21 protein-coding genes are annotated in these 22621 nt (G+C 65.1%); 2 read left to right on the top strand and 19 right to left on the bottom strand.

Going from position 1 to position 22621, the window contains the following annotated elements:
• Positions 1 to 37 precede the first annotated feature (37 nt).
• The 5 genes from ACSFA7_RS05650 to ACSFA7_RS05630 form a co-directional block, all read right to left on the bottom strand.
• Positions 38 to 520 (bottom strand): GNAT family N-acetyltransferase, encoded by a 483-nt coding sequence (locus ACSFA7_RS05650; RefSeq protein ID WP_435498460.1) that lies wholly within the window; start codon positions 518 to 520, stop codon positions 38 to 40.
• Positions 517 to 1854 carry a phosphoglucosamine mutase gene (glmM, locus tag ACSFA7_RS05645; protein WP_435498459.1) on the bottom strand — a complete coding sequence of 446 codons (1338 nt, stop codon included), beginning with the start codon at positions 1852 to 1854 and terminating at the stop codon, positions 517 to 519. Before glmM ends, ACSFA7_RS05650 begins: the two co-directional genes overlap by 4 nt.
• A complete protein-coding gene (gene folP, locus ACSFA7_RS05640; protein ID WP_435498896.1) occupies positions 1851 to 2672 on the bottom strand; it encodes a dihydropteroate synthase in 822 nt (273 codons plus the stop codon). Before folP ends, glmM begins: the two co-directional genes overlap by 4 nt.
• Before the next feature lie 115 nt (positions 2673 to 2787).
• Positions 2788 to 4704 carry an ATP-dependent zinc metalloprotease FtsH gene (gene ftsH, locus ACSFA7_RS05635; RefSeq protein WP_435498458.1) on the bottom strand — a complete coding sequence of 639 codons (1917 nt, stop codon included), beginning with the start codon at positions 4702 to 4704 and terminating at the stop codon, positions 2788 to 2790.
• 167 nt (positions 4705 to 4871) lie between these two features.
• Positions 4872 to 5540: an RlmE family RNA methyltransferase gene (locus ACSFA7_RS05630; protein ID WP_435498457.1), complete on the bottom strand. Its 669-nt coding sequence runs from the start codon at positions 5538 to 5540 to the stop codon at positions 4872 to 4874.
• A gap of 32 nt (positions 5541 to 5572) precedes the next feature.
• Here ACSFA7_RS05630 and ACSFA7_RS05625 point away from each other — a divergent pair, with 32 nt between their 5' ends.
• A complete protein-coding gene (locus tag ACSFA7_RS05625) occupies positions 5573 to 6052 on the top strand; it encodes a YhbY family RNA-binding protein (protein WP_093433071.1) in 480 nt (159 codons plus the stop codon).
• A 26-nt stretch (positions 6053 to 6078) separates the two neighbouring features.
• Entirely contained in the window at positions 6079 to 6798 is a 720-nt protein-coding gene (locus ACSFA7_RS05620; protein ID WP_435498456.1) for a glycosyltransferase, read from the top strand.
• A gap of 40 nt (positions 6799 to 6838) precedes the next feature.
• On the opposite strand, the gene ACSFA7_RS05615 is transcribed toward ACSFA7_RS05620, so the two are convergent.
• The 14 genes from ACSFA7_RS05615 to rseP form a co-directional block, all read right to left on the bottom strand.
• A complete protein-coding gene (locus ACSFA7_RS05615) occupies positions 6839 to 7255 on the bottom strand; it encodes a DUF4149 domain-containing protein (RefSeq protein ID WP_435498455.1) in 417 nt (138 codons plus the stop codon).
• A gap of 11 nt (positions 7256 to 7266) precedes the next feature.
• Positions 7267 to 7743 (bottom strand): transcription elongation factor GreA, encoded by a 477-nt coding sequence (gene greA, locus ACSFA7_RS05610; RefSeq protein WP_042578201.1) that lies wholly within the window; start codon positions 7741 to 7743, stop codon positions 7267 to 7269.
• Between the two features lie 64 nt (positions 7744 to 7807).
• A complete protein-coding gene (locus tag ACSFA7_RS05605) occupies positions 7808 to 8677 on the bottom strand; it encodes a Kdo hydroxylase KdoO (RefSeq protein WP_435498454.1) in 870 nt (289 codons plus the stop codon).
• An 8-nt stretch (positions 8678 to 8685) separates the two neighbouring features.
• Positions 8686 to 11934, bottom strand: a complete 3249-nt coding sequence (gene carB / locus ACSFA7_RS05600; protein ID WP_435498453.1) for a carbamoyl-phosphate synthase large subunit — start codon at positions 11932 to 11934, stop codon at positions 8686 to 8688.
• Positions 11927 to 13120 (bottom strand): glutamine-hydrolyzing carbamoyl-phosphate synthase small subunit, encoded by a 1194-nt coding sequence (gene carA / locus ACSFA7_RS05595; RefSeq protein WP_435498452.1) that lies wholly within the window; start codon positions 13118 to 13120, stop codon positions 11927 to 11929. The genes carB and carA overlap by 8 nt, the downstream gene beginning before the upstream one ends.
• A gap of 138 nt (positions 13121 to 13258) precedes the next feature.
• Entirely contained in the window at positions 13259 to 14044 is a 786-nt protein-coding gene (locus ACSFA7_RS05590; protein WP_435498451.1) for a TrmH family RNA methyltransferase, read from the bottom strand.
• Between the two features lie 7 nt (positions 14045 to 14051).
• Positions 14052 to 14777 (bottom strand): ribonuclease HII, encoded by a 726-nt coding sequence (gene rnhB / locus ACSFA7_RS05585; protein ID WP_435498450.1) that lies wholly within the window; start codon positions 14775 to 14777, stop codon positions 14052 to 14054.
• Complete coding sequence (gene lpxB, locus ACSFA7_RS05580) at positions 14749 to 15897, bottom strand: lipid-A-disaccharide synthase (RefSeq protein WP_435498449.1); 1149 nt, start codon at positions 15895 to 15897, stop codon at positions 14749 to 14751. Before lpxB ends, rnhB begins: the two co-directional genes overlap by 29 nt.
• 10 nt (positions 15898 to 15907) lie before the next feature.
• Positions 15908 to 16696, bottom strand: coding sequence for an acyl-ACP--UDP-N-acetylglucosamine O-acyltransferase (lpxA, locus tag ACSFA7_RS05575; protein WP_206179026.1), 789 nt, complete (start codon positions 16694 to 16696; stop codon positions 15908 to 15910).
• 23 nt (positions 16697 to 16719) lie between these two features.
• Entirely contained in the window at positions 16720 to 17169 is a 450-nt protein-coding gene (gene fabZ, locus ACSFA7_RS05570) for a 3-hydroxyacyl-ACP dehydratase FabZ (protein ID WP_013541729.1), read from the bottom strand.
• A 23-nt stretch (positions 17170 to 17192) separates the two neighbouring features.
• Positions 17193 to 18170 (bottom strand): UDP-3-O-(3-hydroxymyristoyl)glucosamine N-acyltransferase, encoded by a 978-nt coding sequence (gene lpxD / locus ACSFA7_RS05565; protein WP_435498448.1) that lies wholly within the window; start codon positions 18168 to 18170, stop codon positions 17193 to 17195.
• A gap of 14 nt (positions 18171 to 18184) precedes the next feature.
• Positions 18185 to 18730 carry an OmpH/Skp family outer membrane protein gene (locus ACSFA7_RS05560; RefSeq protein ID WP_198788445.1) on the bottom strand — a complete coding sequence of 182 codons (546 nt, stop codon included), beginning with the start codon at positions 18728 to 18730 and terminating at the stop codon, positions 18185 to 18187.
• Complete coding sequence (gene bamA, locus ACSFA7_RS05555; RefSeq protein WP_435498447.1) at positions 18731 to 21193, bottom strand: outer membrane protein assembly factor BamA; 2463 nt, start codon at positions 21191 to 21193, stop codon at positions 18731 to 18733.
• A 38-nt stretch (positions 21194 to 21231) separates the two neighbouring features.
• Positions 21232 to 22602: an RIP metalloprotease RseP gene (gene rseP / locus ACSFA7_RS05550; RefSeq protein WP_435498446.1), complete on the bottom strand. Its 1371-nt coding sequence runs from the start codon at positions 22600 to 22602 to the stop codon at positions 21232 to 21234.
• Between the last annotated feature and the right edge of the window lie 19 nt (positions 22603 to 22621).

Below are 22621 nucleotides of genomic sequence, written 5' to 3'. Positions count from 1 at the left end.
GCCGACGGCGATCAATTCGCCTCGGCCCTTTTCTTTTTCAGAGCTTTTTCTGAAGAAAGACCGCGTGCCCAAAGGCCGGGTCGAGCTGGTAGCCGATGAATCCCTCGCGCTCATAGGCGCGCAGCGCCGGTGCGTTGCCCGAAAGCACTTCGAGCGTGAGCTTGCAGGCGCCTCGCTTGCGCGCCTCTTCTTCCACCCGGGCGAACATCTGCTGCGCGACGCGCTGGCCGCGATGGCTGGGCAGCACGACCACGTCATGCACGTTGACCAACGGCTTGCAGGCGAAGGTCGAGAAGCCTTCGATGCAGTTGACCAAGCCCACGGGCGTGTCGCCATGGAAGGCCAGCACGCTGAAGGCCTGGGGACGCGCCGCCAGCGCCGCCGGCAAGCCCTCGCGCACGGCGGCATCGAGCGGTGTGCCGCCACCGGCCGGATCGCGGGCGTAGGTGTCGAGCAGGTCGACCAGTGCTGCAGCCTGCGCGGCATCGCGGTAGTCCGCGATCAGGGTTTCAATGCTCACTGCGTCGACTCCAGCGTCGCTGCAAGGCGCTCTGCACACGACCTGGATTGCTTGGCGTCGCGCGCCTCGACCATCACGCGCACCAGCGGCTCGGTGCCGCTCGCCCGGATCAGCACGCGGCCGCCATCGCCCAGTTCGGCCTCGATGCGCTGCGTTTCGCTGGCCAGCGCCTTGTTGTCCTTCCAGTTCTGACCGGGTAAGAGGCGCACGTTGATCAGCGTCTGCGGGAACAGCGTGACGCCTTCGAGCAGCTGCGCCACCGTCTTGCCGCTGCGCACGCAAGCCTGCAGCACCTGCAGCGCGCTGACGATGCCGTCGCCGGTGGTGTGGCGGTCGAGCGCCAGCAGGTGGCCCGAACCCTCGCCGCCCAGGAGCCAGCCGCGCTTGTCGAGCTCTTCGAGCACGTAGCGGTCGCCCACCTTGGCCCGCACGAACTCGATGCCCTGCCCGCGCAGCGCGACTTCCACCGCCTTGTTGGTCATCAGCGTGCCGACCACACCCGCCGGCTTCTCGCCGCGCGCGATGCGCTCCGTCACCATCAAGTAGAGCAGTTCGTCGCCGTTGAACAGGCGGCCGCTGGCATCGACCAGTTGCAGGCGGTCGGCGTCGCCGTCGAGCGCAATGCCGTAGTCGGCTTTCTGCGCGATCACCGCGGCGACCAGCGCCTCGGGATGGGTCGCGCCGAAGCCCTTGTTGATGTTGAGCCCGTCGGGCGCACAGCCGATGCTGGTGACTTCCGCGCCCAACTCATGGAACACGTTGGGCGCCACCTGGTAGGCCGCGCCGTGCGCGCCATCGACCACGAGCTTCATGTTCTTCAGCGTCAGGTCATTCGAGAAGGTGCTCTTGCAGAACTCGATGTAGCGGCCGGACGCATCGTCGAGACGGCGGGCCTTGCCGAGGTTGACGGAGTCCACCCACACCGGCGCTTCTTCCAGTGCAGCTTCGACGGCCAGCTCCCATGCATCGTCGAGCTTGGTGCCTTGCGCGCTGAAGAACTTGATGCCGTTGTCGGGAAAGGCGTTGTGGCTGGCGCTGATCACTACGCCAAGGCTCGCGCGCTGGGCACGCGTGAGGTACGCCACGCCGGGCGTAGGCAGCGGGCCCAGCAGCACCACGTCGACGCCGGCCGAATTGAAGCCGGATTCGAGCGCCGATTCGAGCATGTAGCCCGAAATGCGCGTGTCCTTGCCGATCAGCACGCGGGGGCGGGATTCGGTCTTCTTGAGCACGCGGCCCACGGCATGCGCGAGGCGCAGCACGAAGTCGGGTGTGATGGGTGCCTGGCCGACCGTGCCGCGGATGCCGTCGGTGCCGAAGTATTTGCGGGTCATGCGGATTCCTCTTTTGTTTGTTGTGTTTGTGCTTGTGGTGCTGTGGCTTTCATCGCGCGCCACACCGCGAGGGCGGCCACCGTGTCGCGCACATCGTGCACGCGCACGATCGCGGCGCCGCGGTCCACGGCCAGCACCGCGGCCGCGACGCTGGGCACGATGCGCTCACCCGTTGCCTCGATGCCTGTGACGGCACCGATCGACGACTTGCGCGACCAGCCCAGGAGCAGCGGGTAGCCGGCGCCGAGCAGCTCGCGCTGCCGACCCAGCAGGGCGAAATTCTGAGCCACGGTCTTGCCGAAGCCAACGCCCGGGTCGAGCGTGATGCGCGACGGGTCGATCTGCAGCGCGTGAAGCTGCGCCAGCTGCGCGGCCCAGAACGACAGCACCTCGGGAATCACGTCGCCCTGCATGGGCACGGCCTGCATGGTCTGCGGATCGCGGTGCATGTGCATCAGGCAGATGCCGCACGACGGGTATGCCGCAACAGCTTCGCGCGCGCCCGGCTGGCGCAGCGCCCAGATGTCGTTGACGATGTCTGCGCCCAGGTCGAGCACGGCGCGCATGACCTCGGGCTTGTAGGTGTCGATGGAGAGCGGCACGTTCAGCTTCACCGCCTCGCGCACCACCGGCAGCACGCGCGCCAGTTCGGCGTCGAGCGGCACGGCCGGACTGCCCGGGCGCGTGGATTCACCGCCGATGTCGAGGATGTCGGCGCCCTCCTTCAGCAACTGCTCGCAATGGCGCAGCGCGGTCTCGGTGGAGGCGTGTGCCCCGCCATCGGAGAAGGAATCGGGCGTGACGTTGACGATGCCCATCACGCGCGGTTGCGCGAGGTCGATCCTGAAACGGGAGGTCTGCCAGACCGCACCATGCAGCTCACCATGGAAAACGGGGCCAGAGGCCCCGTTGTCGCTTGATTTCAAGCCCACCTCAAGCGGCGGTCGGCGCCGGGTCGGTATTGACCGCCGGCGTGCCGCCACTGCCGCCGCTGCCCGAAGGAGGGGTCCGCGGCGTCCAGTCCTTGGGCGGACGCGGAGCGCGGCCGGCCATGATGTCGTCGAGCTGCTCGGAATCGATGGTTTCCCATTCGAGCAGCGCCTTGGCCATCGCATGCATCTTGTCGCTGTTCGCTTCGATCAGGTTGCGCGCCAGGGCGTACTGCTCGTCGATGATGCGGCGCACTTCGCCGTCGACCTTTTCCATGGTCTGCTCGCTCATGTTCGTGGTCTTGGTGACCGAGCGGCCCAGGAACACTTCGCCTTCGTTCTCGGCGTAGACCATCGGGCCCAGCGCATCGGTCATGCCGTAGCGGGTGACCATGTCGCGGGCGATGGAGGTCGCGCGTTCGAAGTCGTTGCTGGCGCCGGTGGTCATCTGGTGCATGAACACTTCTTCGGCAATGCGGCCACCGAACAGCATGCTGATCTGGTTGAGCATGTATTCGCGGTCGTAGCTGTAGCGGTCTTGTGCCGGCAGGCTCATGGTCACGCCCAGGGCGCGGCCACGCGGAATGATCGTGACCTTGTGGACCGGGTCGCACTTGGGCAGCAGCTTGCCGATGAGGGCGTGGCCGGACTCGTGGTAGGCCGTGTTGCGGCGCTCTTCCTCGGGCATGACCATGCTCTTGCGCTCGGGGCCCATGAAGATCTTGTCCTTGGCCTTCTCGAAGTCCTGCATCTCGACCACGCGCGCATTGCGGCGGGCGGCCATGAGAGCTGCTTCATTGCAGAGGTTGGCCAGGTCGGCACCGGACATTCCGGGCGTGCCACGGGCGATCACGCTCGGGTTCACGTCCTGCCCCAGCGGGACCTTGCGCATGTGCACGCCGAGGATCTGTTCGCGGCCGCGGATGTCGGGCAGCGTGACGTAGACCTGGCGGTCGAAACGGCCGGGGCGCAGCAGTGCGGCGTCCAGGATGTCCGGACGGTTGGTGGCAGCCACCACGATCACGCCGAGGTTGGTTTCGAAACCGTCCATCTCGACCAGCATCTGGTTGAGCGTTTGCTCGCGCTCGTCGTTGCCGCCGCCGAGGCCGGCGCCGCGCTGGCGACCCACCGCATCGATTTCGTCGATGAAGATGATGCAAGGTGCGTTCTTCTTGGCGTTCTCGAACATGTCGCGGACACGGGCAGCGCCCACGCCGACGAACATTTCAACGAAGTCGGAGCCGGAAATCGAGAAGAAAGGAACCTTGGCTTCGCCAGCGATCGACTTGGCCAAGAGGGTCTTGCCGGTACCGGGAGGGCCGACCAGCAGCAGACCGCGGGGAATGCGGCCGCCGAGTTTCTGGAAACGCTGCGGGTCTTTCAGGAAGTCGACGACTTCACGGACTTCCTCCTTGGCCTCGTCGCAGCCTGCGACGTCGGCGAAGGTGACCGTGTTGTTGTTCTCGTCCATCATGCGGGCCTTGCTCTTGCCGAAGCTGAACGCCCCGCCCTTGCCGCCGCCCTGCATCTGACGCATGAAGTAGATCCAGACGCCGATCAGCAGCAGCATCGGGCCCCAGCTGACCAGCAGCGTCATGAGGAGCGAGCCCTCTTCGCGCGGCTTGACGTCGAACTTGACGTTGTGGTCGATCAGGTCGCCCACGAGGCCGCGGTCCAGAACCGTGGCGGTCGTGCGGATCTTGCGATCGTCGTTGGTGACGGCAACGATCTCGCCGCCGCCAGCGCCCTCAGGAATGACGGCGCTCTTGATCTGGTTGCTGCGAACCTGATCGAGAAACTCGGAGTAGCTGACTGCTCCCGAGCCGACGCCACCGCGGGTGTCGAACTGCTTGAACACAGTGAACAACACCATGGCAATGACGAGCCATACGGCAACTTTGGAAAACCACTGATTGTTCAAACGAAGCTCCAGTCGAAAGCGCGTGACGAGGATGTGAAAAAACGCGCTATGGGTACGCAATTGCGCCCCATTTTAGGCTTTTCAAGCTGCGAAAAACGGGCATTTCCCTAAAGCAGCCATAGCCTGACAAGGGTTTGCGCCCCCTGACGATCCATGGCGGCAAGGTATCAAGGCGTATCCAGGGCCTTCAACCCCATCCCGACGAGGAAGGTTTCGGCCGATTTATCGCGCGACGCCTTGGGCTTGAATGGCTTGACGGTACGGAAACTGGCTTTGAACAGCTTCACCGACTCGTCATAGCCGCCTCCATGGAAAAGCTTGGCCACCAGCGCCCCTTCGGGTTTCAGGTGGTGCTGGGCGAAGTCGACTGCAAGCTCGATCAGGTGGGCAATGCGGGCGCCGTCGGCCGAATGGATGCCCGACAGGTTGGGCGCCATGTCCGAGACCACCAGGTCGGCCTTGCGCCCCGCCAGGACGCCCAAGACCTGCTCGAGCAACTCTGCCTCGCGGAAGTCCCCCTGGATAAAAGTGACTCCCTCGATGGGCTCCATGGCCAGCATGTCGAGCGCGATGATGGTGCCGTTCAGCGTGCCGACCGCGGCGCCCTCGGGCGACATACGTCGCCGCAGGTACTGGCTCCAGGCCCCGGGCGTGGAACCCAGGTCGACCACCAGTTGGCCCGGTTTGACCAGTCCCAGCGACTCGTCGATCTCCTTGAGCTTGTAGGCGGCGCGGGCGCGATACCCCTCTCGCGTGGCCAATTTCACGTACGGATCATTGATGTGATCGTGAAGCCAGGCTTTGTTGACTTTTTTGCTTTTTGCTTTGGTGCTCATTGGGGTGCTTATCTACCCTCGATAATACGGGGATGCCCGCCATTCAACTTACCCCTGCCGAGCGCAAGGTGCACCGCGCCGAAGCTCACCACCTGGATCCGATCGTCATGGTCGGTGGAGACGGGCTTACCCCTGCCGTGAAAAAGGAAGCCGACGCGGCGCTCAAGGCCCATGGCCTGATCAAGGTCCGCGTCTTCTCCGACGACCGCCTCGCCCGCGACGCCATGCTGCACGAACTCGCCGACGAGCTTGGCGCCGCCCCGATCCAGCACATCGGCAAGCTGCTGGTGCTCTGGCGGCCGATCCCCGAAAAGGAAAAAGTGGTCGATGAAGACCGCATGCCCGGCCCGCGCGACGTCAAGGTGCTGAAGTACAGCAAGCGCGGCGGCCAGCGCCCGGAGATCAAGACCCTGCGCGTGCTCGGCAACCAGCGCCTCACCCCCGGCGGCACCATCAAGCGCGCCAAGGCCAAGCGGCCGCTGTCGGCCAAGAAGCGCAACCAGTCGGATTGAGCCGGGTGGGACGCCATATCCTCTGCATGAAGTGGGGCACGAAATACGGCCCCGAATACGTCAACCGCCTCTACGCGATGGTGCGCCGCAACTTGAGCGGCGACTTCAAGTTCGTCTGCCTGACCGATGACGGCACCGGCATCCGGCCCGAAGTGACGTGCCTGCCGATCCCGCCGCTGAACCTGCAACTGGCCCCCGGCCAGCGCGACGGCGCCTGGAAGAAGCTCACAACCTTCGAGCAGGACCTGCACGGCCTGCGCGGCACCGCCCTCTTCCTGGACGTCGACGTGGTCGTCGTGGGCAGCCTGGACGCCTTCTTCGAGCAGCCCGGCGAGTTCCTGATCATTCACGACTACGCCCGCCCCTGGCGACGCGAGCGGATCACCGGGAATTCATCGGTCTACCGCTTCGAGCTGGGCGCCCATGCCGATGTGCTGGCGTATTTCCGCGCCAACATGGACAAGGTGCAGGCCGAGCACCGCAACGAGCAGGCCTACCTGTCGGACTTCCTGCACAAGCAGGGCAAGCTTTCCTACTGGCCCGAGGCCTGGTGCCCGAGCTTCAAGTACCACGGCATCCCGACCTGGCCGACCAACTACTGGGAAGAGCCCTTCGTCCCTGAAGGCGCGCGCATCATGATCTTTCATGGCGAGTGCAATCCGCCCGATGCGCTGGCGGGACGGCGCAATCGCGCCTTCCGCTACATCCGGCCCGCGAGCTGGGTCGCGAAGTTCTGGAAAGAGTGAGAGTGAACGGATGGCGGCGAAAGCCGCCATCGCCGCTTTGTCAGCGAGCGGGCCGAGCGCCCATGCGCCAGAGCAGCACCAAGGTGCACACCCATTGCACGACATACATGCCGCTGCCGACGGCGTGCCACAGCCTGAGGTTGTCCCGCGCCAGGATGCGCGGCGCCACGGCGTACTGCTGGAGCAGCGCCAGCAATAGGGCGCCCAGCACGATGCCGATGGACGTCATCGTGGCCGCGTCCATGCGCTCGTCGGCCTTGCTCCGGAAATGAATCAAGAGGATCAGGCCGCAGCCGATGGCAACCCAGCTCTGCGCCTCGAACAGCTGGCCGGCGAAATTGCCCGCGACCGCCGGATTTCCGAGCTTGGCGAACAGCATCGGCACCACGAGGAAGCCGATCGTCGTGAGGCTGCCCCACCAGAAGGCAGCCAGCAGCAGGGCCAGGCGGTCTTTCATCGAAGGATCGATCAGAGGTAGCGAACGGCCACGATCTCGTAGCGCTTCAAGCCGCCCGGGGCCTGCACTTCGGCGGTGTCGCCCTCTTCCTTGCCGATCAGCGCGCGGGCGATCGGGCTGGAGATGTTGATGAGGCCCAGCTTCAGATCGGCCTCGTCCTCGCCCACGATCTGGTACTTGACAGCTTCGCCGGACTCTTCTTCCTCAAGTTCCACGGTCGAGCCGAACACCACCTTGCCGCCGGCGTCGAGCTCGGTCGGATCGATGATCTGCGCGGCCGAGAGCTTGCCCTCGACTTCCTGGATACGGCCTTCAATGAAGCCTTGGCGGTCCTTGGCGACCTCGTATTCGGCGTTCTCGCTCAGGTCGCCCTGGGCGCGGGCTTCGGAGATCGCATTGATGACCCAGGGGCGGTCCACGGTCTTGAGCTGGTGCAGCTCGGCGCGCAGCTTTTCGGCACCGCGCTTGGTGATTGGAATGGTGGCCATGTTTGGTTCTCCATAAAGCGAAACCGCCGAACGATGCCGTTCGGCGGTCGATTGGGGGGACAGATCAGACGAGATTGCGTCCGGTCAGCCGGCTCAGGATGGCGAGCGGGCTCGAGTCGGGATTGTATTGCTTCGAAGCGGCCAGATGAAGGGTCTGTTCGAGCATGTACTGGCCCGCCATCACGGCGTGCGAGGTCTGGTCGGAAAAGCACACCCACACCGAGCCCGGCGGGAATTCGGCCTTCTCCTGCGGCGACGTTTCCTGGTACGCCATGTCCGACTTCATGCCGTCGTGCAGCTGCAGCATCAGGTGGTCGTATTCGCTGCGGAAGGACTTGGTCACATGCAGCGCCTGCAGCAGCTTGGCCTGCCAGCGCACATAGGGCTTTGCACGCGGCAGAAAGCGCTTGGCGATGTCTTCGAAAGGCTCGCCCACGCGCCAGACGCGCGGCGCGCCCTCGGGATTGACGTTGGTGAACACGCGCAGGATGCGCTCGCCATAGTTGGGACGCGACGGAAACGCATCGACGTGCAGGCGACGGTCGTCGGCTCGCCACGATTGCACACGCGTCTCGACCTGCGCCGGCCGGTAGCTGGTCGGCGCGAGGCGTAGCGCCGGTGTGTAGTGCGGCAGCAAGCCGTGGATCAGCTGCTGCGCCTGCGCCCGAAACCGCCCCACCATCGCCGCCGCGGTGCGCTGCACCGCCTCGTCCCCGACGGCGCCCTTGAGCTTGCCGTTGGCGTCGAGGCTGATGTTGCGCACGTCGGGCGACAGCAGGCTGGGCGTGAGCAGGCTGCGCTCTTCGGGCAGCAGCTCGAAACCCAGGCACGGGAAGTACAGCACCTTGCCGGCTTCCAGTTCCGCGATCCACGCCTCGTTGGGCGTGGCCGCGTTCCAGTCGCTCAGGTCCAGTTCGACGAGCTGCGTTTCCATGGCTGCGCTCAGGCGGCTGCCAGTTGCGCGTGCATCTCCTGCACCGAGATGACGCCCAGCTCGTCCATGAAACCCATGCCTTCGACCGCGGCTTCGGCACCGAAGATCGTGGTGAAGGTCGTCACGCGAGCCAGCAGCGCCGAGGTGCGGATCTGCCGCGAATCGGTGATTGCGTTGCGGCGCTCTTCCACCGTGTTGATGACCAAGGCAATCTCGTTGTTCTTGATCATGTCCACGATGTGCGGGCGGCCTTCGGTCACCTTGTTCACCGTCGCGCATTCGATGCCCGCGGCGGCGATGGCGGCGGCCGTGCCCTTGGTGGCGATCAGCTCGAAGCCCAGCTTCGCCAGGCCGCGCGCCACTTCCACGGCGCGCGCCTTGTCGTTGTTCTTCACCGAGATGAAGACCTTGCCCGACTTCGGCAGGTGCGTGCCCGCGCCCAATTGCGACTTCACGAAGGCTTCGCCGAAGGTCTTGCCCACGCCCATCACTTCGCCGGTCGACTTCATCTCGGGGCCGAGGATGGTGTCCACGCCCGGGAACTTGACGAACGGGAACACGGCTTCCTTCACGCTGAAGTACGGCGGCGTCACTTCCTTGGTCACGCCTTGCGACGCGAGCGACTGGCCGGCCATGCAGCGTGCTGCCACCTTGGCGAGCTGGATGCCGGTGGCCTTGCTCACGTAAGGCACTGTGCGGGATGCACGCGGGTTCACTTCGAGCACGTAGATGACGTCCTTGCCGTCCTTTTGCTGGATCGCGAACTGCACATTCATGAGGCCGACCACATTCAGGGCCGCCGCCATTGCAGCGCTCTGGCGCTTCAGCTCGGCGATCGTCTCGGCGCTCAGGCTGTACGGCGGCAGCGAGCAGGCGGAGTCGCCCGAGTGCACGCCGGCCTGTTCGATGTGTTCCATCACGCCGCCGATCAGCGTGGCGCCTTCGCCATCACGGATGCAGTCGACGTCGCACTCGACAGCGTCGTTCAGGAAGCGGTCGAGCAGCACCGGCGAGTCGTTGCTCACCTTGACCGCTTCGCGCATGTAGCGCTCCAGGTCGCGCTGTTCGTGCACGATTTCCATCGCACGGCCGCCGAGCACGTAGCTCGGGCGCACCACCAGCGGATAACCGAGGGCGGCAGCCTTTTCGAGCGCTTCGGGTTCGGTGCGCGCGGTGGCGTTCGGCGGCTGGCGCAGGCCCAGCTCGTGCAGCAGCTTCTGGAAGCGTTCGCGGTCTTCGGCCGCGTCGATCATGTCGGGCGAGGTGCCGATGATCGGCACGCCGTTGGCCTCGAGGTCGAGCGCGAGCTTCAGCGGCGTCTGGCCGCCGTACTGCACGATCACGCCGAGCGGCTTTTCCTTGTCGACGATTTCCAGCACGTCTTCGAGCGTCAGCGGCTCGAAGTACAGGCGGTCGGATGTGTCGTAGTCGGTCGACACGGTCTCGGGATTGCAGTTGACCATGATGGTCTCGTAGCCGTCCTCGCGCATCGCGAGCGCGGCGTGCACGCAGCAGTAGTCGAACTCGATGCCCTGGCCGATGCGGTTGGGACCGCCGCCGAGCACCATGATCTTCTTCTTGTCCGTCGGATCGGCTTCGCACTCGTCCTCGTAGGTCGAGTACATGTAGGCCGTGTTGGTCGCGAACTCGGCAGCGCAGGTGTCCACGCGCTTGTAGACCGGACGCACGCCGAGAGCACGGCGCTTCTCGCGGATGGCCGTATCGGTGGTCTTGAGTTGCTTGGCAAGGCGGCGATCGGAGAAGCCCTTCTTCTTGAGCGCGAGCAGCGTGTCCCTGTCGATGTCGTCGAGCGACCTGGTTTCCAGTTCGAGTTCGATCTTCACGATCTCCTCGATCTGCACCAGGAACCACGGGTCGATCTTGGTCAGCGCGAACACTTCATCGACGCTCAAGCCCATGGCGAAGGCATCGCCCACGTACCAGATGCGCTCGGGACCGGGTTCGCCCAGTTCCTTTTCGAGCACTTCGCGGTCCTGCGTCTTCTCGTTCAGGCCGTCGACGCCCACTTCGAGGCCGCGCAGGGCCTTCTGGAACGATTCCTGGAAGGTACGGCCCATGGCCATCACCTCGCCCACCGACTTCATCTGCGTCGTGAGGCGCGAGTCGGCCTGCGGGAATTTCTCGAAGGCGAAACGCGGGATCTTGGTGACCACGTAGTCGATCGACGGTTCGAACGACGCAGGCGTGGCACCGCCGGTGATTTCGTTGCGCAGCTCGTCGAGCGTGTAGCCCACGGCCAGCTTGGCCGCGACCTTGGCGATCGGGAAGCCCGTGGCCTTGGAGGCCAGCGCCGACGAACGCGAGACGCGCGGGTTCATCTCGATGACGACCATGCGGCCGTCCTTCGGATTGATGGAGAACTGAACGTTCGAGCCGCCGGTATCGACGCCGATCTCGCGCAGCACGGCCAGCGAGGCGTTGCGCAGGATCTGGTATTCCTTGTCGGAAAGCGTTTGCGCCGGCGCCACGGTGATCGAGTCGCCGGTGTGCACGCCCATCGGGTCAAGATTTTCGATCGAGCAGACGATGATGCAGTTGTCGGCCTTGTCGCGCACGACCTCCATCTCGTACTCTTTCCAGCCGAGCAGCGATTCTTCGATCAGCAGCTCGTTGGTGGGCGAAGCTTCGATGCCGCGCTTGCAGATGGTCTCGAATTCTTCGGGGTTGTAGGCGATGCCGCCGCCGGTGCCGCCGAGCGTGAAGCTGGGTCGGATCACGGTGGGGAAACCGACCGACTTCTGCACGGCCCATGCCTCGTCCATCGAGTGCGCAATGCCCGAGCGCGCCGAACCGAGACCGATCTTGGTCATCGCGTCCTTGAACTTCAGGCGGTCCTCGGCCTTGTCGATGGCTTCGGGCGTGGCGCCGATGAGCTCGACCGGCTTGTTGGTGGAAGCGCCCGTGTACTTGTCGAGCACGCCGTTGCGCCAAAGGTCCAGCGCGCAGTTCAGCGCAGTCTGGCCGCCCATGGTCGGCAGGATCGCGTCGGGGCGTTCCTTGGCGATGATCTTCTCGACCGTCTGCCAGGTGATGGGCTCGATGTAGGTGACGTCGGCCGTGGCCGGGTCGGTCATGATCGTCGCGGGGTTGCTGTTGATCAGGATGACCTTGTAGCCCTCTTCGCGCAGCGCCTTGCAGGCTTGCACGCCGGAGTAGTCGAACTCGCAGGCCTGGCCGATGATGATCGGGCCGGCGCCGATGATGAGGATCGATTTGAGGTCTGTGCGCTTAGGCATTCTCTTTCTCCGTCTTTTCCGTCTGGTTCTTTTCCATGAGTGCCGTGAAGCGATCGAACAGATAGCCGATGTCGTGTGGGCCCGGCGAGGCTTCCGGGTGGCCCTGGAAGCAGAACGCGGGCTTATCGGTGCGCGCCAGCCCCTGCAGCGTGTTGTCGAACAGGCTGATGTGCGTGGGACGCAGGTTGGCCGGCAGCGACTTCTCGTCGACCGCGAAGCCGTGGTTCTGGCTGGTGATGCTCACGCGGCCGTTGTCCAGGTCCTTCACCGGATGGTTCGCGCCGTGATGGCCGAACTTCATCTTGAAGGTCTTGGCGCCCGAAGCCAGCGCCATGATCTGGTGGCCGAGGCAGATGCCGAACGTGGGAATGCCAGTCTCGATCAGTTCCTTGACGGCGCTGATGGCGTAGTCGCAGGGCTCCGGGTCGCCGGGGCCGTTGGCCAGGAAGATGCCGTCGGGTTTGAGCTTGAGCACGTCTGCCGCGGGCGTTTGCGCCGGCACCACGGTGATGCGCGCGCCGCGCTGCGCGATCATGCGCAGGATGTTCTTCTTGACGCCGTAGTCGAAGGCGACGACGTGGAATTTCGGCGTGATCTGCACGCCGTAGCCCGCGCCCAGCTTCCACTCGGTCTCGGTCCACTCGTAGGTCTGGGTGACCGACACCACCTTGGCGAGATCGAGGCCGGCCATGCTCGGTGCGGCCTTGGCGGCGGCGATGGCTTTGTCGATCAGCGCCTGTGTCACGGCTTCGCCTTCGCCCAGGCCCAGGATGCAGCCGTTCTGCGCGCCGTGGGTGCGCAGGTGGCGCGTGAGCTTGCGGGTGTCGATGTTCGCGATGGCGACCGTCTTGCCGGCCACGAGGTATTCGCTCAGCGTGGCGGTCTGGCGGAAGTTGGAGGCGACGAGGGGCAGATCCTTGATGATCAGGCCCGCGGCATGGATCTTGTCGGCTTCGATGTCTTCCCCGTTGACGCCGTAGTTGCCGATGTGCGGATACGTCAAGGTGACGATCTGCTGGCAGTAGCTCGGGTCGGTGAGGATTTCCTGGTAACCGGTCATGGCGGTGTTGAACACCACTTCACCGGTCGTGGAGCCGGCGGCTCCGATCGAATTGCCTTGAAAGACCGTGCCGTCTGCGAGCGCCAGGATGGCGGGCGGGAAATTTCCCTTGAGAGACAAAAGCACTGGGTTCTCCGGATGGTTACGGTCGCCCGGAGCCCCAGGCGCGCTGCCTGCGGACTTGCTTCAAGGGGATTTTGGCGTTAAAGGCGGCCGGGCGACGCTATTGCGAGTAAGCCCCCGATTGTAGCCCGGACTGAAGCCCTATCCGGCCTGGAGGGCCGCTCCGCTCGCATGCAGGCAGATCGCGGCCGCCGCGGCCACGTTGAGCGATTCCTCGCCGCCGGGCTGGGCAATGCGGATGTGATGGGTCGCCCGGGCTTCCAGCGCGGGGGAAACGCCCTGCCCCTCGTGGCCCATGAGCCAGGCGCAGGGATGCGGCAAGCGGGCTTTGTGCAGCCACTCGCCGCGGTGCGAGCTGGTTGCGACCAGCGGGATATTCAAAGCGTCGAGCGCTTCGGCTTCGACGCCTTCGATCAGCCGCAGGCCGAAATGGGCACCCATGCCGGCGCGCAGCACCTTCGGCGCCCAGAGCGCGGCCGTGCCCTTGAGCGCGATCACCTGGGTGAAGCCGAAAGCGGCCGCGCTGCGCAGGATGGAACCGGCATTGCCGGCGTCCTGCAGGCGGTCGAGCACCACGCTCGGGGCATCGGGGATCAACTCCGGCCGTACCGGCAGATCGAGCACGAAGCCCATCGGCGCTGGTGATTCCAGCCCGCTGACACCGCGCAGCAGATCGTCGGCGACGACTATGGTTTTGATAGCACTCGCGCCCCATTCGGCTGGGGCAGTCGGCCAGAAAGACTCCGAGAACACCGCGATCGCCGGCTTGACGCCGCGCGCCAGCGCTGCGCGGCACAGGTGGTCGCCTTCGAGCCAGATACGTCCCAGCTTGCGGTAGGCACCCGGGTCCTGCGCGAGCTTGCGCAGGTCCTTGAGCAGCGGGTTGTCGCGCGAGCTGATGTGGCTCGCGCCGGCGTCGGTGGTCATCGGCAGATCAGGGCGCAGCGCGCAGGTCGAGGTGAACGGTCTCGACCGTCGCGAACACCGACACCGCGGGCGTGGCCGACACGGTCTCGACGACCAGCGTGGCGCCCGCGGCCGTTCGCGCCAAAGCGGCAGCAACCGGACTGAACGACCTGCGATGGTGGACGCAGGCGCCGTGCCGCTGCAACGCTTCGAGGTGCTCCGGCGTGCCGTAGCCCTTGTGGCCGGCAAAGCCGTAGTACGGGAATTCGGTATGCAACTGCTCGCACAGCCGGTCGCGATGAACCTTGGCCAGGATCGACGCAGCCGAAATCGCCTTCACCAGCGCATCGCCCTTGACCACGGCTTCGGCCAGCACGTCCAGCGTCGGCAGCCGGTTGCCGTCGACCAGCACCTTGGCGGGCTTCAGCCGCAGGCCCTCGACCGCCCGGCGCATGGCGAGCATCGTGGCCTGCAGGATGTTGTGGGTGTCGATTTCCTCGACGCTGGCCTGGGCGATGGAGCAGCACAGGGCCTTGGCCAGGATCTGGTCGTGCAGGCGTTCGCGCTGCAGGGCGGTGAGGGTCTTGGAGTCGGCGAGGCCACGAATCGGCCGCGTGTCGTCGAGGATCACCGCTGCGGCCACCACGGGGCCCGCCAGCGGGCCGCGGCCGGCCTCGTCGACGCCCGCAAGCAGCCCCGGTGCGTCCCACACCAGGCGGGCCTGCTCAGCCTTCAAGAACTTTCTGGATCGCATCGGCGCAAAGTGTCGGCGTATCGCGCTGCAATTGCACGTGCAGCTCGGAAAATCTTTGTTGCAGGGCCTGTGTCTTTTCGGGGGCGTCGAGCCAGGCCAGCGTGGCCTGGGCCAGCGCTTCGGGCGTCGCGGCCTCCTGCAGCAGCTCGGGCACCACGAACTCGCGGCACAGGATATTGGGCAATCCGACCCAGGGCTGCAATTGCTTGCGCTGCATCAGGCGCCACGAGAGCCCGTTCATGTTGTACGCGATGACCATCGGCCGCTTGAAGAGCGCCGCCTCGAGCGTGGCGGTACCGCTGGCGATCAGCGTGGCGTTGCAGGCGGCCAGCGCGGCGTGCGACTGGCCGTCGAGCAGCTTCACCCGGCCCGCCATGCCGCTGGCCTGGAGCAAAGCGTCGACCTCGGCGCGCAGGCTGGGGATGATGGGCGCCACGAACTGGAGTTCGGGCCGCGCCTTCTGCATCAGCGCAGCGGCCGCGAAGAAACGGTCGGCCAGGTAGCGGATCTCGGAGCGGCGGCTGCCCGGCAGCAAGGCGACGACTTGCGCATCGGCCGCCAAGCCAATGGCGGCGCGGGCAGCGGCGCGGTCGGGCGTCATCGGGATCACGTTGGCGATCGGGTGGCCCACATAGCTCGCGGCAACGCCCTGCTTTTCGAGCAACTCGGGCTCGAACGGGAAGATGCACAGCACATGGTCCGCCGCAGCCCTGACTTTCTCGATGCGCTTGGGGCGCCAGGCCCAGATCGACGGACAGATGAAATGCACGGTCTTGATGCCCTGGCTGCGCAAGCCCGCTTCGAGATCGAGGTTGAAATCCGGCGCGTCGACGCCGATGAAGAGCTCGGGGCGCTCCAGCAGCAGGCGGGCCTTCAACTGGCGGCGGATGCCTGCGATCTCCGCATAGTGCCGCAGCACCTCGATGTAGCCGCGCACCGCGAGCTTTTCCTGCGGCCACCAACTTTGGAAGCCGTGCGCGAGCATGCGAGGGCCGCCGATGCCGGCGGTCTGGAGGTTGGGCCAGCGGGCCTGAAGGCCGTCCAATAGAAGCCCGGCGAGCAGGTCGCCGGACGCTTCGCCCGCGACCAGCGCGAAGCGTCGCTGTTCGTCCGTCTGCATCGCCGTCACGTCAACGCGCGATGCCGCGCGTGGAGTTGGCGAGGAATGATTCCATCAAGGCGACATCACCCGCCGCCTCAGGCATCTCGGCAGTCAACGCGGAAATGGCCGCGCGTGCTTCTTCGAGCGTCTTGCCCTGGCGATACAGCAGCTTGTGCATCTGCTTGACCGCCGCCAGCCGCTCTGCCGAGAAATCGCGCCGGCGCAGGCCCACGACATTGAAGCCGCGAACCGCCAGCGGATTGCCGTCAACCAACATGAACGGGGGCACGTCCTGCGTGATCGCGCTCGCGAAGCCGACCATGGCATGCGCGCCGATCGAGACGAACTGGTGGATGCCGGTGAGCCCGCCGATCGTGACCCAGTCCGCCAGGTGCACATGGCCCGCCAGGGTCGTGTTGTTGGACAGCGTGGTGTGGTTGTCGACATGGCAGTCGTGCGCGATGTGCGTGTACGCCATGATCCAGTTGTCGCTGCCCACGCGGGTCACGCCCCCTGCCCCGGGTACGCCGAGGTTGAAGGTGCAGAACTCGCGGATGACGTTGCGGTCGCCGATGACAAGCTCGGTCGGCTCGCCGGCGTACTTCTTGTCCTGCGGGATCGCGCCGAGCGAGGAGAACTGGAAGATCCTGTTGTCGCGCCCGATGGTGGTGCGTCCTTCGATCACGCAATGCGCGCCGATGGTCGTGCCCGCCCCGACCCGCACGTGCGGGCCGATGACGGTATAGGGCCCGACCGAAACCGAGGCGTCGAGTTGTGCCTGGGGGTCGACGAGCGCTGTCGGATGAACCTGGGTCATGCCTTGTTGTGGCAAAGGCCGGGTCAGCTGATCTGGCGCATGGCGCACATCAGCGTGGCTTCGCAGGCCAGTTCGCTGCCCACCAGCGCGCGGCCCTTGAACTTCGAGATGCCGGCCTTCATGCGTTCGATCTCGACTTCGAGCGTGAGCTGATCGCCGGGCTCCACGGGACGCTTGAAGCGCGCGCCGTCGATGGCGGCGAAGTAGTAGACGGTGTTGTCGTCCGGCACGATGTCCAGCGAGTGGAACGACAGCAGGGCCGCGGCCTGCGCCATGGCTTCGAGCATCAGCACGCCCGGCATCACCGGGCGGTGCGGGAAATGGCCGTTGAAGAACGGCTCGTTCATCGTCACGTTCTTGAGCGCCGTGATGCGCTTGCCCTTTTCCATGTCCAGCACGCGGTCCACCAACAGGAACGGGTAGCGGTGGGGAAGCAGCTTGAGGATTTGATGGATATCGAGCGTCGTCGTCATGATTTTCTGTTCCTGCATCGTCGTCATTTCTTCGGGAGGGCTTTCTCCAGCGCCTTCAGTCGTTCGCGCAGGCTGTGCAACTGCTTGAGCGTTGCCGCATTTTTTTCCCAGCTCGCATTGTCATCGATGGGAAACATGCCGGTGTACTGGCCGGCCTTGTGAATGGAGCGTGTCACCACGGTCGCGGCGGACACATGCACGCCGTCTGCGAGCGTCAGGTGACCCAGCACGATGGCACCGCCGCCGAAGGTGCAGTTGGCGCCGATGGTGGCACTGCCGGCCACGCCAACGCAGCCCGCCATGGCGGTGTTCTTGCCGACGCGCACGTTGTGGCCGATCTGGATCAGGTTATCGAGCTTCACGCCGTCCTCGATGACCGTGTCGTCGAGGGCGCCGCGGTCGATGCAGGTGTTGGCGCCGATCTCCACGTCATTGCCGATGCGCACTGCACCCAGTTGTTCGATCTTGACCCAGGCGCCCTGGTGCAACGCGAGGCCGAAACCATCCGCCCCGATCACCACGCCCGGGTGCAGCAGGCAGCGATCACCAATCGTGCAGTCCTCGCTGACCGTCACGCGCGACTTCAGCACCGTGCCCGCGCCGACGCGCGCGCCCCGCTCCACCACGCAGAGCGCGCCGACGCGCGCCGTGGCGTCGACGTAGGCTTCCGGATGGATCACGGCGGATGGGTGGATGAGATCGGCCTCCGGACGCGCATGGTGCGACTTCCAGAGCTGCGTCAGGCGCGCAAAGTAGAAGTAGGGGTCGGGCGTGACGATGAACGCACCGCGCGCAGCTGCCGCCTCCTGCATGGCAGGCGACACGATCACGCACGCGGCCTTCGACGCCGCCAGTTCCTGCTGGTATTTGGGATGGCTCAGGAAACTGAGCGCATCGGGCTGTGCATTCTGGAGCGGCGAGAGCCGCTCGATGGACAGCGTGGCATCTCCATGAAGCTCGCCCCCCAGGGCGTCAACGATGGCTCCGAGCTGCAGCGACACGCCGGTTCGCGGCGTTATTTGCCGGCCGCGGGCGCTGTGGAGCCGACCGACGCGTTGAGCGCCTTGATCACCTTGTCGGTGATGTCGTGCTTCGGATTGATGTAGATCGCTTCCTGCAGGATGGCGTCGTACTTTTCCGCCTCGGCGACCTGCTTCACGACGCGGTTGGCGCGTTCGTAGACCTGCTGGAGTTCTTCGTTCTTGCGTGCATTCAGGTCTTCCTGGAATTCGCGGCGACGGCGCTGGAACTCGCGGTCCTGGTCGATCAGTGCCTTCTGGCGGGTCGCCCGCTGACTCTCGGAGATGGTCGGCGCTTCGCGCTCGAATCGCTCCGAGGCAGTCTTCAATGCGTCGCCTTGCGCGGTCAGGTCCTTCTCCCGCTTGAGGAATTCGGCTTCGAGCTTCGCCTGGGCTGCCTTGGCCGGCTGCGCTTCACGCAGCACCCGGTCCGGATTGACGAATCCGATGCGAAAGGTTTCCTGCGCCTGCGCAGGCGCAGCGACGATCGCGAAAGCGGGAATCAACAACGCACCAGCAGCGGCGCGAATCAAATGCTTCATTTAGAAAGACGTTCCGATCTGGAATTGCAAGCGCTGAATTCTATCCTTCGGGATCAAGACGGTTTGCAATCCCGTCACCGGATCCGGCCCCAACACTTCCTTCTGCGACTTGATGGGGAAGGCGTAGGCGAGGCGCAGTGGACCCAGCGGCGAGATCCAGCTGATGCCGAAGCCGACGGAGGCACGCACCTTCTTCTGTGCTTTCCACTGCTCGTCGGACAGGCCGGGCGCGCGCGAACCGAACACATTGCCCACGTCGAAGAAGCTATAGAGACGCAAGGTGCGGTCGTTGCCGGCACCCGGGAACGGCGTGCTGAGCTCGGCATTGAAGACCGCCTTCTTGGTGCCGCCCAGTGGTGCGCCATCGGTCTGTCCGAGCAGCGGCACGTCGCGCGGGCCGAGCGAATTCTGTTCAAAGCCGCGGACCGAACCCAGTCCACCCGCATAGAAATTCTTGAAGATCGGATAGACCTTGCCGCCCAGAGCCTTCGCGTAGCCAACGTCGGCGTTGATCGCGAAGGTGTATTGCTTGTTGATCGCGAAGAACTGCTGGTATTGGTAGTTCGTCTTGATGTATTGCATGTCGCCGCCGACGCCAAGCTCGAGGTTGGCACGCTGCAGGCGCCCAGTGGTCGGAACGAGCGCGCTGTCGCGGCTGTCGCGGCCCCAGCCGACGGTGAGCGGCACGCCCCACACGCTCTTCTGGTCGCATCCAGTCACGATGAAGCCCGGAGGCCACGGCCCTTCTGTATTCGTCTGGCACTGGAAATATCTCAGATAGGACTTGGGCGTATAGAGCCCCGAGAGCGTCGTCGTCGAGTTCGGATCGAACGCATACCGTTCGAGCCCGACGCCGAAGAACACGGTGTCGAGTTCGCTGAACGGCACGCCGAAACGGATGGACGCGCCCTGGTTGACCAGCTTGTAGTCACCGTCGGTGGTCTCCGAGTACGGACGCGTCGTCGTGTGATAGACGCTGATCGTGCGCGAGATGCCGTCCTTCGTGAAGTACGGATCGGTGGTGGTCAGCGACAGCGTGCGGTTGTACTTGCTGGTGTTGACCTGCACACCCAGGAAATTGCCCGAGCCGAACACGTTTTCCTGCGAAATGCCGAAGGTCAGCGCGACCTTCTCGGCACTCGAATAGCCGGCGCCGAGCTGCAGGCTGCCGGTGGGCTTTTCGGCCACGTTGACGGTCAGGTCCACCTGATCGGGCGAACCAGGCACTTCCTGGGTCTCGACGTTCACTTCGGTGAAGAAGCCCAGGCGGTCCACGCGGTCACGCGAAACCTTGATCTTGTCGCCGTCGTACCACGAGGCTTCGTACTGACGGAACTCGCGGCGGATCACTTCGTCGCGGGTCTTGTTGTTGCCGCCGACGGACACACGGCGCACGTACACGCGGCGCGAAGGCTCGGCCTGCAAGGTGAGCGTGACGCGGTTGTTGACGCGGTCGATGTCAGGGACGGCCTGCACCTTGGCGAAGGCATAGCCGAAGGTGCCGAAGTAGTCGCTGAAGGCCTTGGTGGTTTCCGTGACCAGTTCGCCGTTGTAGGCCTCGCCGGGCTTGATGGTGATCAGCGACTTGAACTCGTCGTCGCGGCCCAGGTAGTTGCCGTTGAGCTTGACGCCCGCCACCACGAACTTCTCGCCTTCGGTGATGTTGACCGTGACCGTCAGGTCCTTGCGGTCGGGCGAGATGGCGACCTGGGTGGAATCGATTCGGAATTCGAGGTAGCCGCGCGTGATGTAGTACGAGCGCAGCGTTTCGAGGTCGGCATTGAGCTTGGCGCGCGAATACTGGTTCGACTTGGTGTACCAGCTCATGAAGCCACCGCTGTCCTGGTCGAACAGGCTCAGCAGCGTCGATTCGCTGAAGGCCTTGCTGCCGACGATGTGGACTTCGCGAATGCGTGCGGAATCGCCTTCGGTGACGGTGAACGTCAGGTTGACGCGATTGCGTTCGATGGGCGTGACGGTGGTCACGACCTGCGCGTTGTAGAGGCTGCGGCTCACGTACTGGCGCTTGAGCTCCTGCTCGGCGCGATCGGCCAGTGCCTTGTCGTACGGGCGGCCGTCGGTCAGGCCGATTTCGCGCAGTGCCTTCTGCAACGCTGCCTTGTCGAATTCCTTGCTGCCGACGAAATCGACGTCGGCAATGGTCGGGCGCTCTTCGACGATCACCACCAGCACATTGCCGTTGACGTCGATGCGCACGTCCTTGAACAACCCCAGGTCGAACAGCGCACGAATGGCGGCCGAACCGCGTTCGTCGCTGTAGGTATCGCCCACGCGCAACGGCAGCGACGCGAAGATCGTGCCGGCCTCGACGCGTTGCAGGCCTTCGACGCGGATGTCGCGCACCGTGAAAGGCTCGACGGCCCAGGCTGCCGTGGCTGCGAGTGCACTGGCAACCACCGCGACAACGCTACGCAGGCGAAAGCGATTGGAGTTTTTGTTCATCTGTGAATTGAGCCGGCACGGAAAGGGCCGGCAGAAAGTTAACCAAAGAGCCGCGTGACGTCGTTGAAAAGTGCGACCGACATCATGACCAGCAGCAAGGCGACACCGCCGCGCTGAAGCCGTTCCATCCAGGCGTCAGAAACGCTTTTGCCGGTCAGGCCCTCCCAAAGATAATACATCAGGTGTCCTCCATCGAGGACCGGCAGCGGCATGAGATTGAGCACACCCAGGCTCACGCTGATGACCGCGAGGAAGATCAGGTACTGGGTCAGGCCAAGGCTCGCGGACTTGCCCGCATAGTCGGCAATCGTCAGCGGACCGCTCAGATTCTTCAGCGACGCCTGTCCGGTCACCATCTTGACCATCATGCGCACGGTCAGCGCGGACATCTCCCATGTACGCACCACGCCGCGCCAGACGCCGTCGACCGGCCCTTGGCGCACCGTCACCATGTCCGGGGGTGCACCGACGTACGCGCCGATCCGGCCGACCTTGGTGGCGCCCTCCTCGCGTATCTCGGGCTTCACCTCGAGCATGAGCGACTGGCCACCGCGTTGAATCTCCCAAGCCTGCGTGCGCGGTTGGTCGCCGTCGACCGAGGCGCGGATCACCTCGCGCAGCTGCTGTCCGTCGTAGATGGCCGTATCGCCTATGGCGCGTACCAGATCGCCCTTGCGCAGGCCCGACTGCTCGCCGGCGCCGCCGGCCATGACGTCGCCGATTTCCGGCCGGGTCAGGGGGGCGAGAATGCCGATCTTGCGGAACATCTGCGGATCGGCGTCCTTGGCCTCCATCCGACTGAGCGGCAGCACCAGCTGGCGCGCCGACTTGCCGTCCTCGCCGTCCACTTCGAGCGTGAGATCGCGGGCGTCGAGCGCGCCCTGCGTCATGCGCCAGCGCAGATCCTCGAAGGACTGGACCGGTGTCAGATCGCCGTTGAAGCCAGCGCGCATGATGTGTTCACCACCGCGCAGGCCTGCAGCCTCGGCCAGCGAAGCCGCCACCGGCCGCGCCAGCTTGGCAACCGGCTCTTCCACGCCGATCCAATTGACGGCCGTGTAAAGCACGATCGCCAGCAACAGGTTGGCGATGGGCCCGGCCGCCACGATGGCCGCGCGCGATCTCAGGGGCTGGGTGTTGAAGGCCCGATGCCGCTCTTCGGGAGCCACCGGCCCTTCGCGCTCGTCGAGCATCTTGACGTAGCCGCCCAGCGGAAAGGCAGCGATGACGAATTCGGTCTGCTGCCCCGGATGCTGACGCTTGGGCTGCCAGCGGAACAGTGCCTTGCCGAATCCGATCGAGAAGCGCTCCACCTTGACGCCACAAGCAACGGCCACGCGGTAGTGACCGTATTCATGCACGGCGATGAGGACACCGAGTGCAACCACGAAGGCTATGACAGTGAGCATCGGATCCTCAACGAATGGG

The sequence above is a fragment of the Variovorax trehalosi genome (assembly GCF_051216415.1).
Classification (GTDB): Bacteria; Pseudomonadota; Gammaproteobacteria; order Burkholderiales; family Burkholderiaceae_C; genus Variovorax.
Note: the sequence above shows the minus strand (reverse complement) of the source record. Positions and strands in the feature narration are given on the sequence as shown.

Coding starts and splice junctions, on each gene's coding strand:
- glmM (WP_435498459.1), bottom strand. CDS start 1,854: ATGACCCGCAAATACTTCGGCACCGACGGCATCCGCGGCACGGTCGGC.
- folP (WP_435498896.1), bottom strand. CDS start 2,672: ATGGGCATCGTCAACGTCACGCCCGATTCCTTCTCCGATGGCGGGGCA.
- ACSFA7_RS05630 (WP_435498457.1), bottom strand. CDS start 5,540: ATGAGCACCAAAGCAAAAAGCAAAAAAGTCAACAAAGCCTGGCTTCAC.
- ACSFA7_RS05625 (WP_093433071.1), top strand. CDS start 5,573: ATGCCCGCCATTCAACTTACCCCTGCCGAGCGCAAGGTGCACCGCGCC.
- ACSFA7_RS05620 (WP_435498456.1), top strand. CDS start 6,079: ATGAAGTGGGGCACGAAATACGGCCCCGAATACGTCAACCGCCTCTAC.
- ACSFA7_RS05615 (WP_435498455.1), bottom strand. CDS start 7,255: ATGAAAGACCGCCTGGCCCTGCTGCTGGCTGCCTTCTGGTGGGGCAGC.
- greA (WP_042578201.1), bottom strand. CDS start 7,743: ATGGCCACCATTCCAATCACCAAGCGCGGTGCCGAAAAGCTGCGCGCC.
- ACSFA7_RS05605 (WP_435498454.1), bottom strand. CDS start 8,677: ATGGAAACGCAGCTCGTCGAACTGGACCTGAGCGACTGGAACGCGGCC.
- carB (WP_435498453.1), bottom strand. CDS start 11,934: ATGCCTAAGCGCACAGACCTCAAATCGATCCTCATCATCGGCGCCGGC.
- ACSFA7_RS05590 (WP_435498451.1), bottom strand. CDS start 14,044: ATGACCACCGACGCCGGCGCGAGCCACATCAGCTCGCGCGACAACCCG.
- rnhB (WP_435498450.1), bottom strand. CDS start 14,777: ATGCGATCCAGAAAGTTCTTGAAGGCTGAGCAGGCCCGCCTGGTGTGG.
- lpxB (WP_435498449.1), bottom strand. CDS start 15,897: ATGCAGACGGACGAACAGCGACGCTTCGCGCTGGTCGCGGGCGAAGCG.
- lpxA (WP_206179026.1), bottom strand. CDS start 16,696: ATGACCCAGGTTCATCCGACAGCGCTCGTCGACCCCCAGGCACAACTC.
- fabZ (WP_013541729.1), bottom strand. CDS start 17,169: ATGACGACGACGCTCGATATCCATCAAATCCTCAAGCTGCTTCCCCAC.
- ACSFA7_RS05560 (WP_198788445.1), bottom strand. CDS start 18,730: ATGAAGCATTTGATTCGCGCCGCTGCTGGTGCGTTGTTGATTCCCGCT.
- bamA (WP_435498447.1), bottom strand. CDS start 21,193: ATGAACAAAAACTCCAATCGCTTTCGCCTGCGTAGCGTTGTCGCGGTG.
- rseP (WP_435498446.1), bottom strand. CDS start 22,602: ATGCTCACTGTCATAGCCTTCGTGGTTGCACTCGGTGTCCTCATCGCC.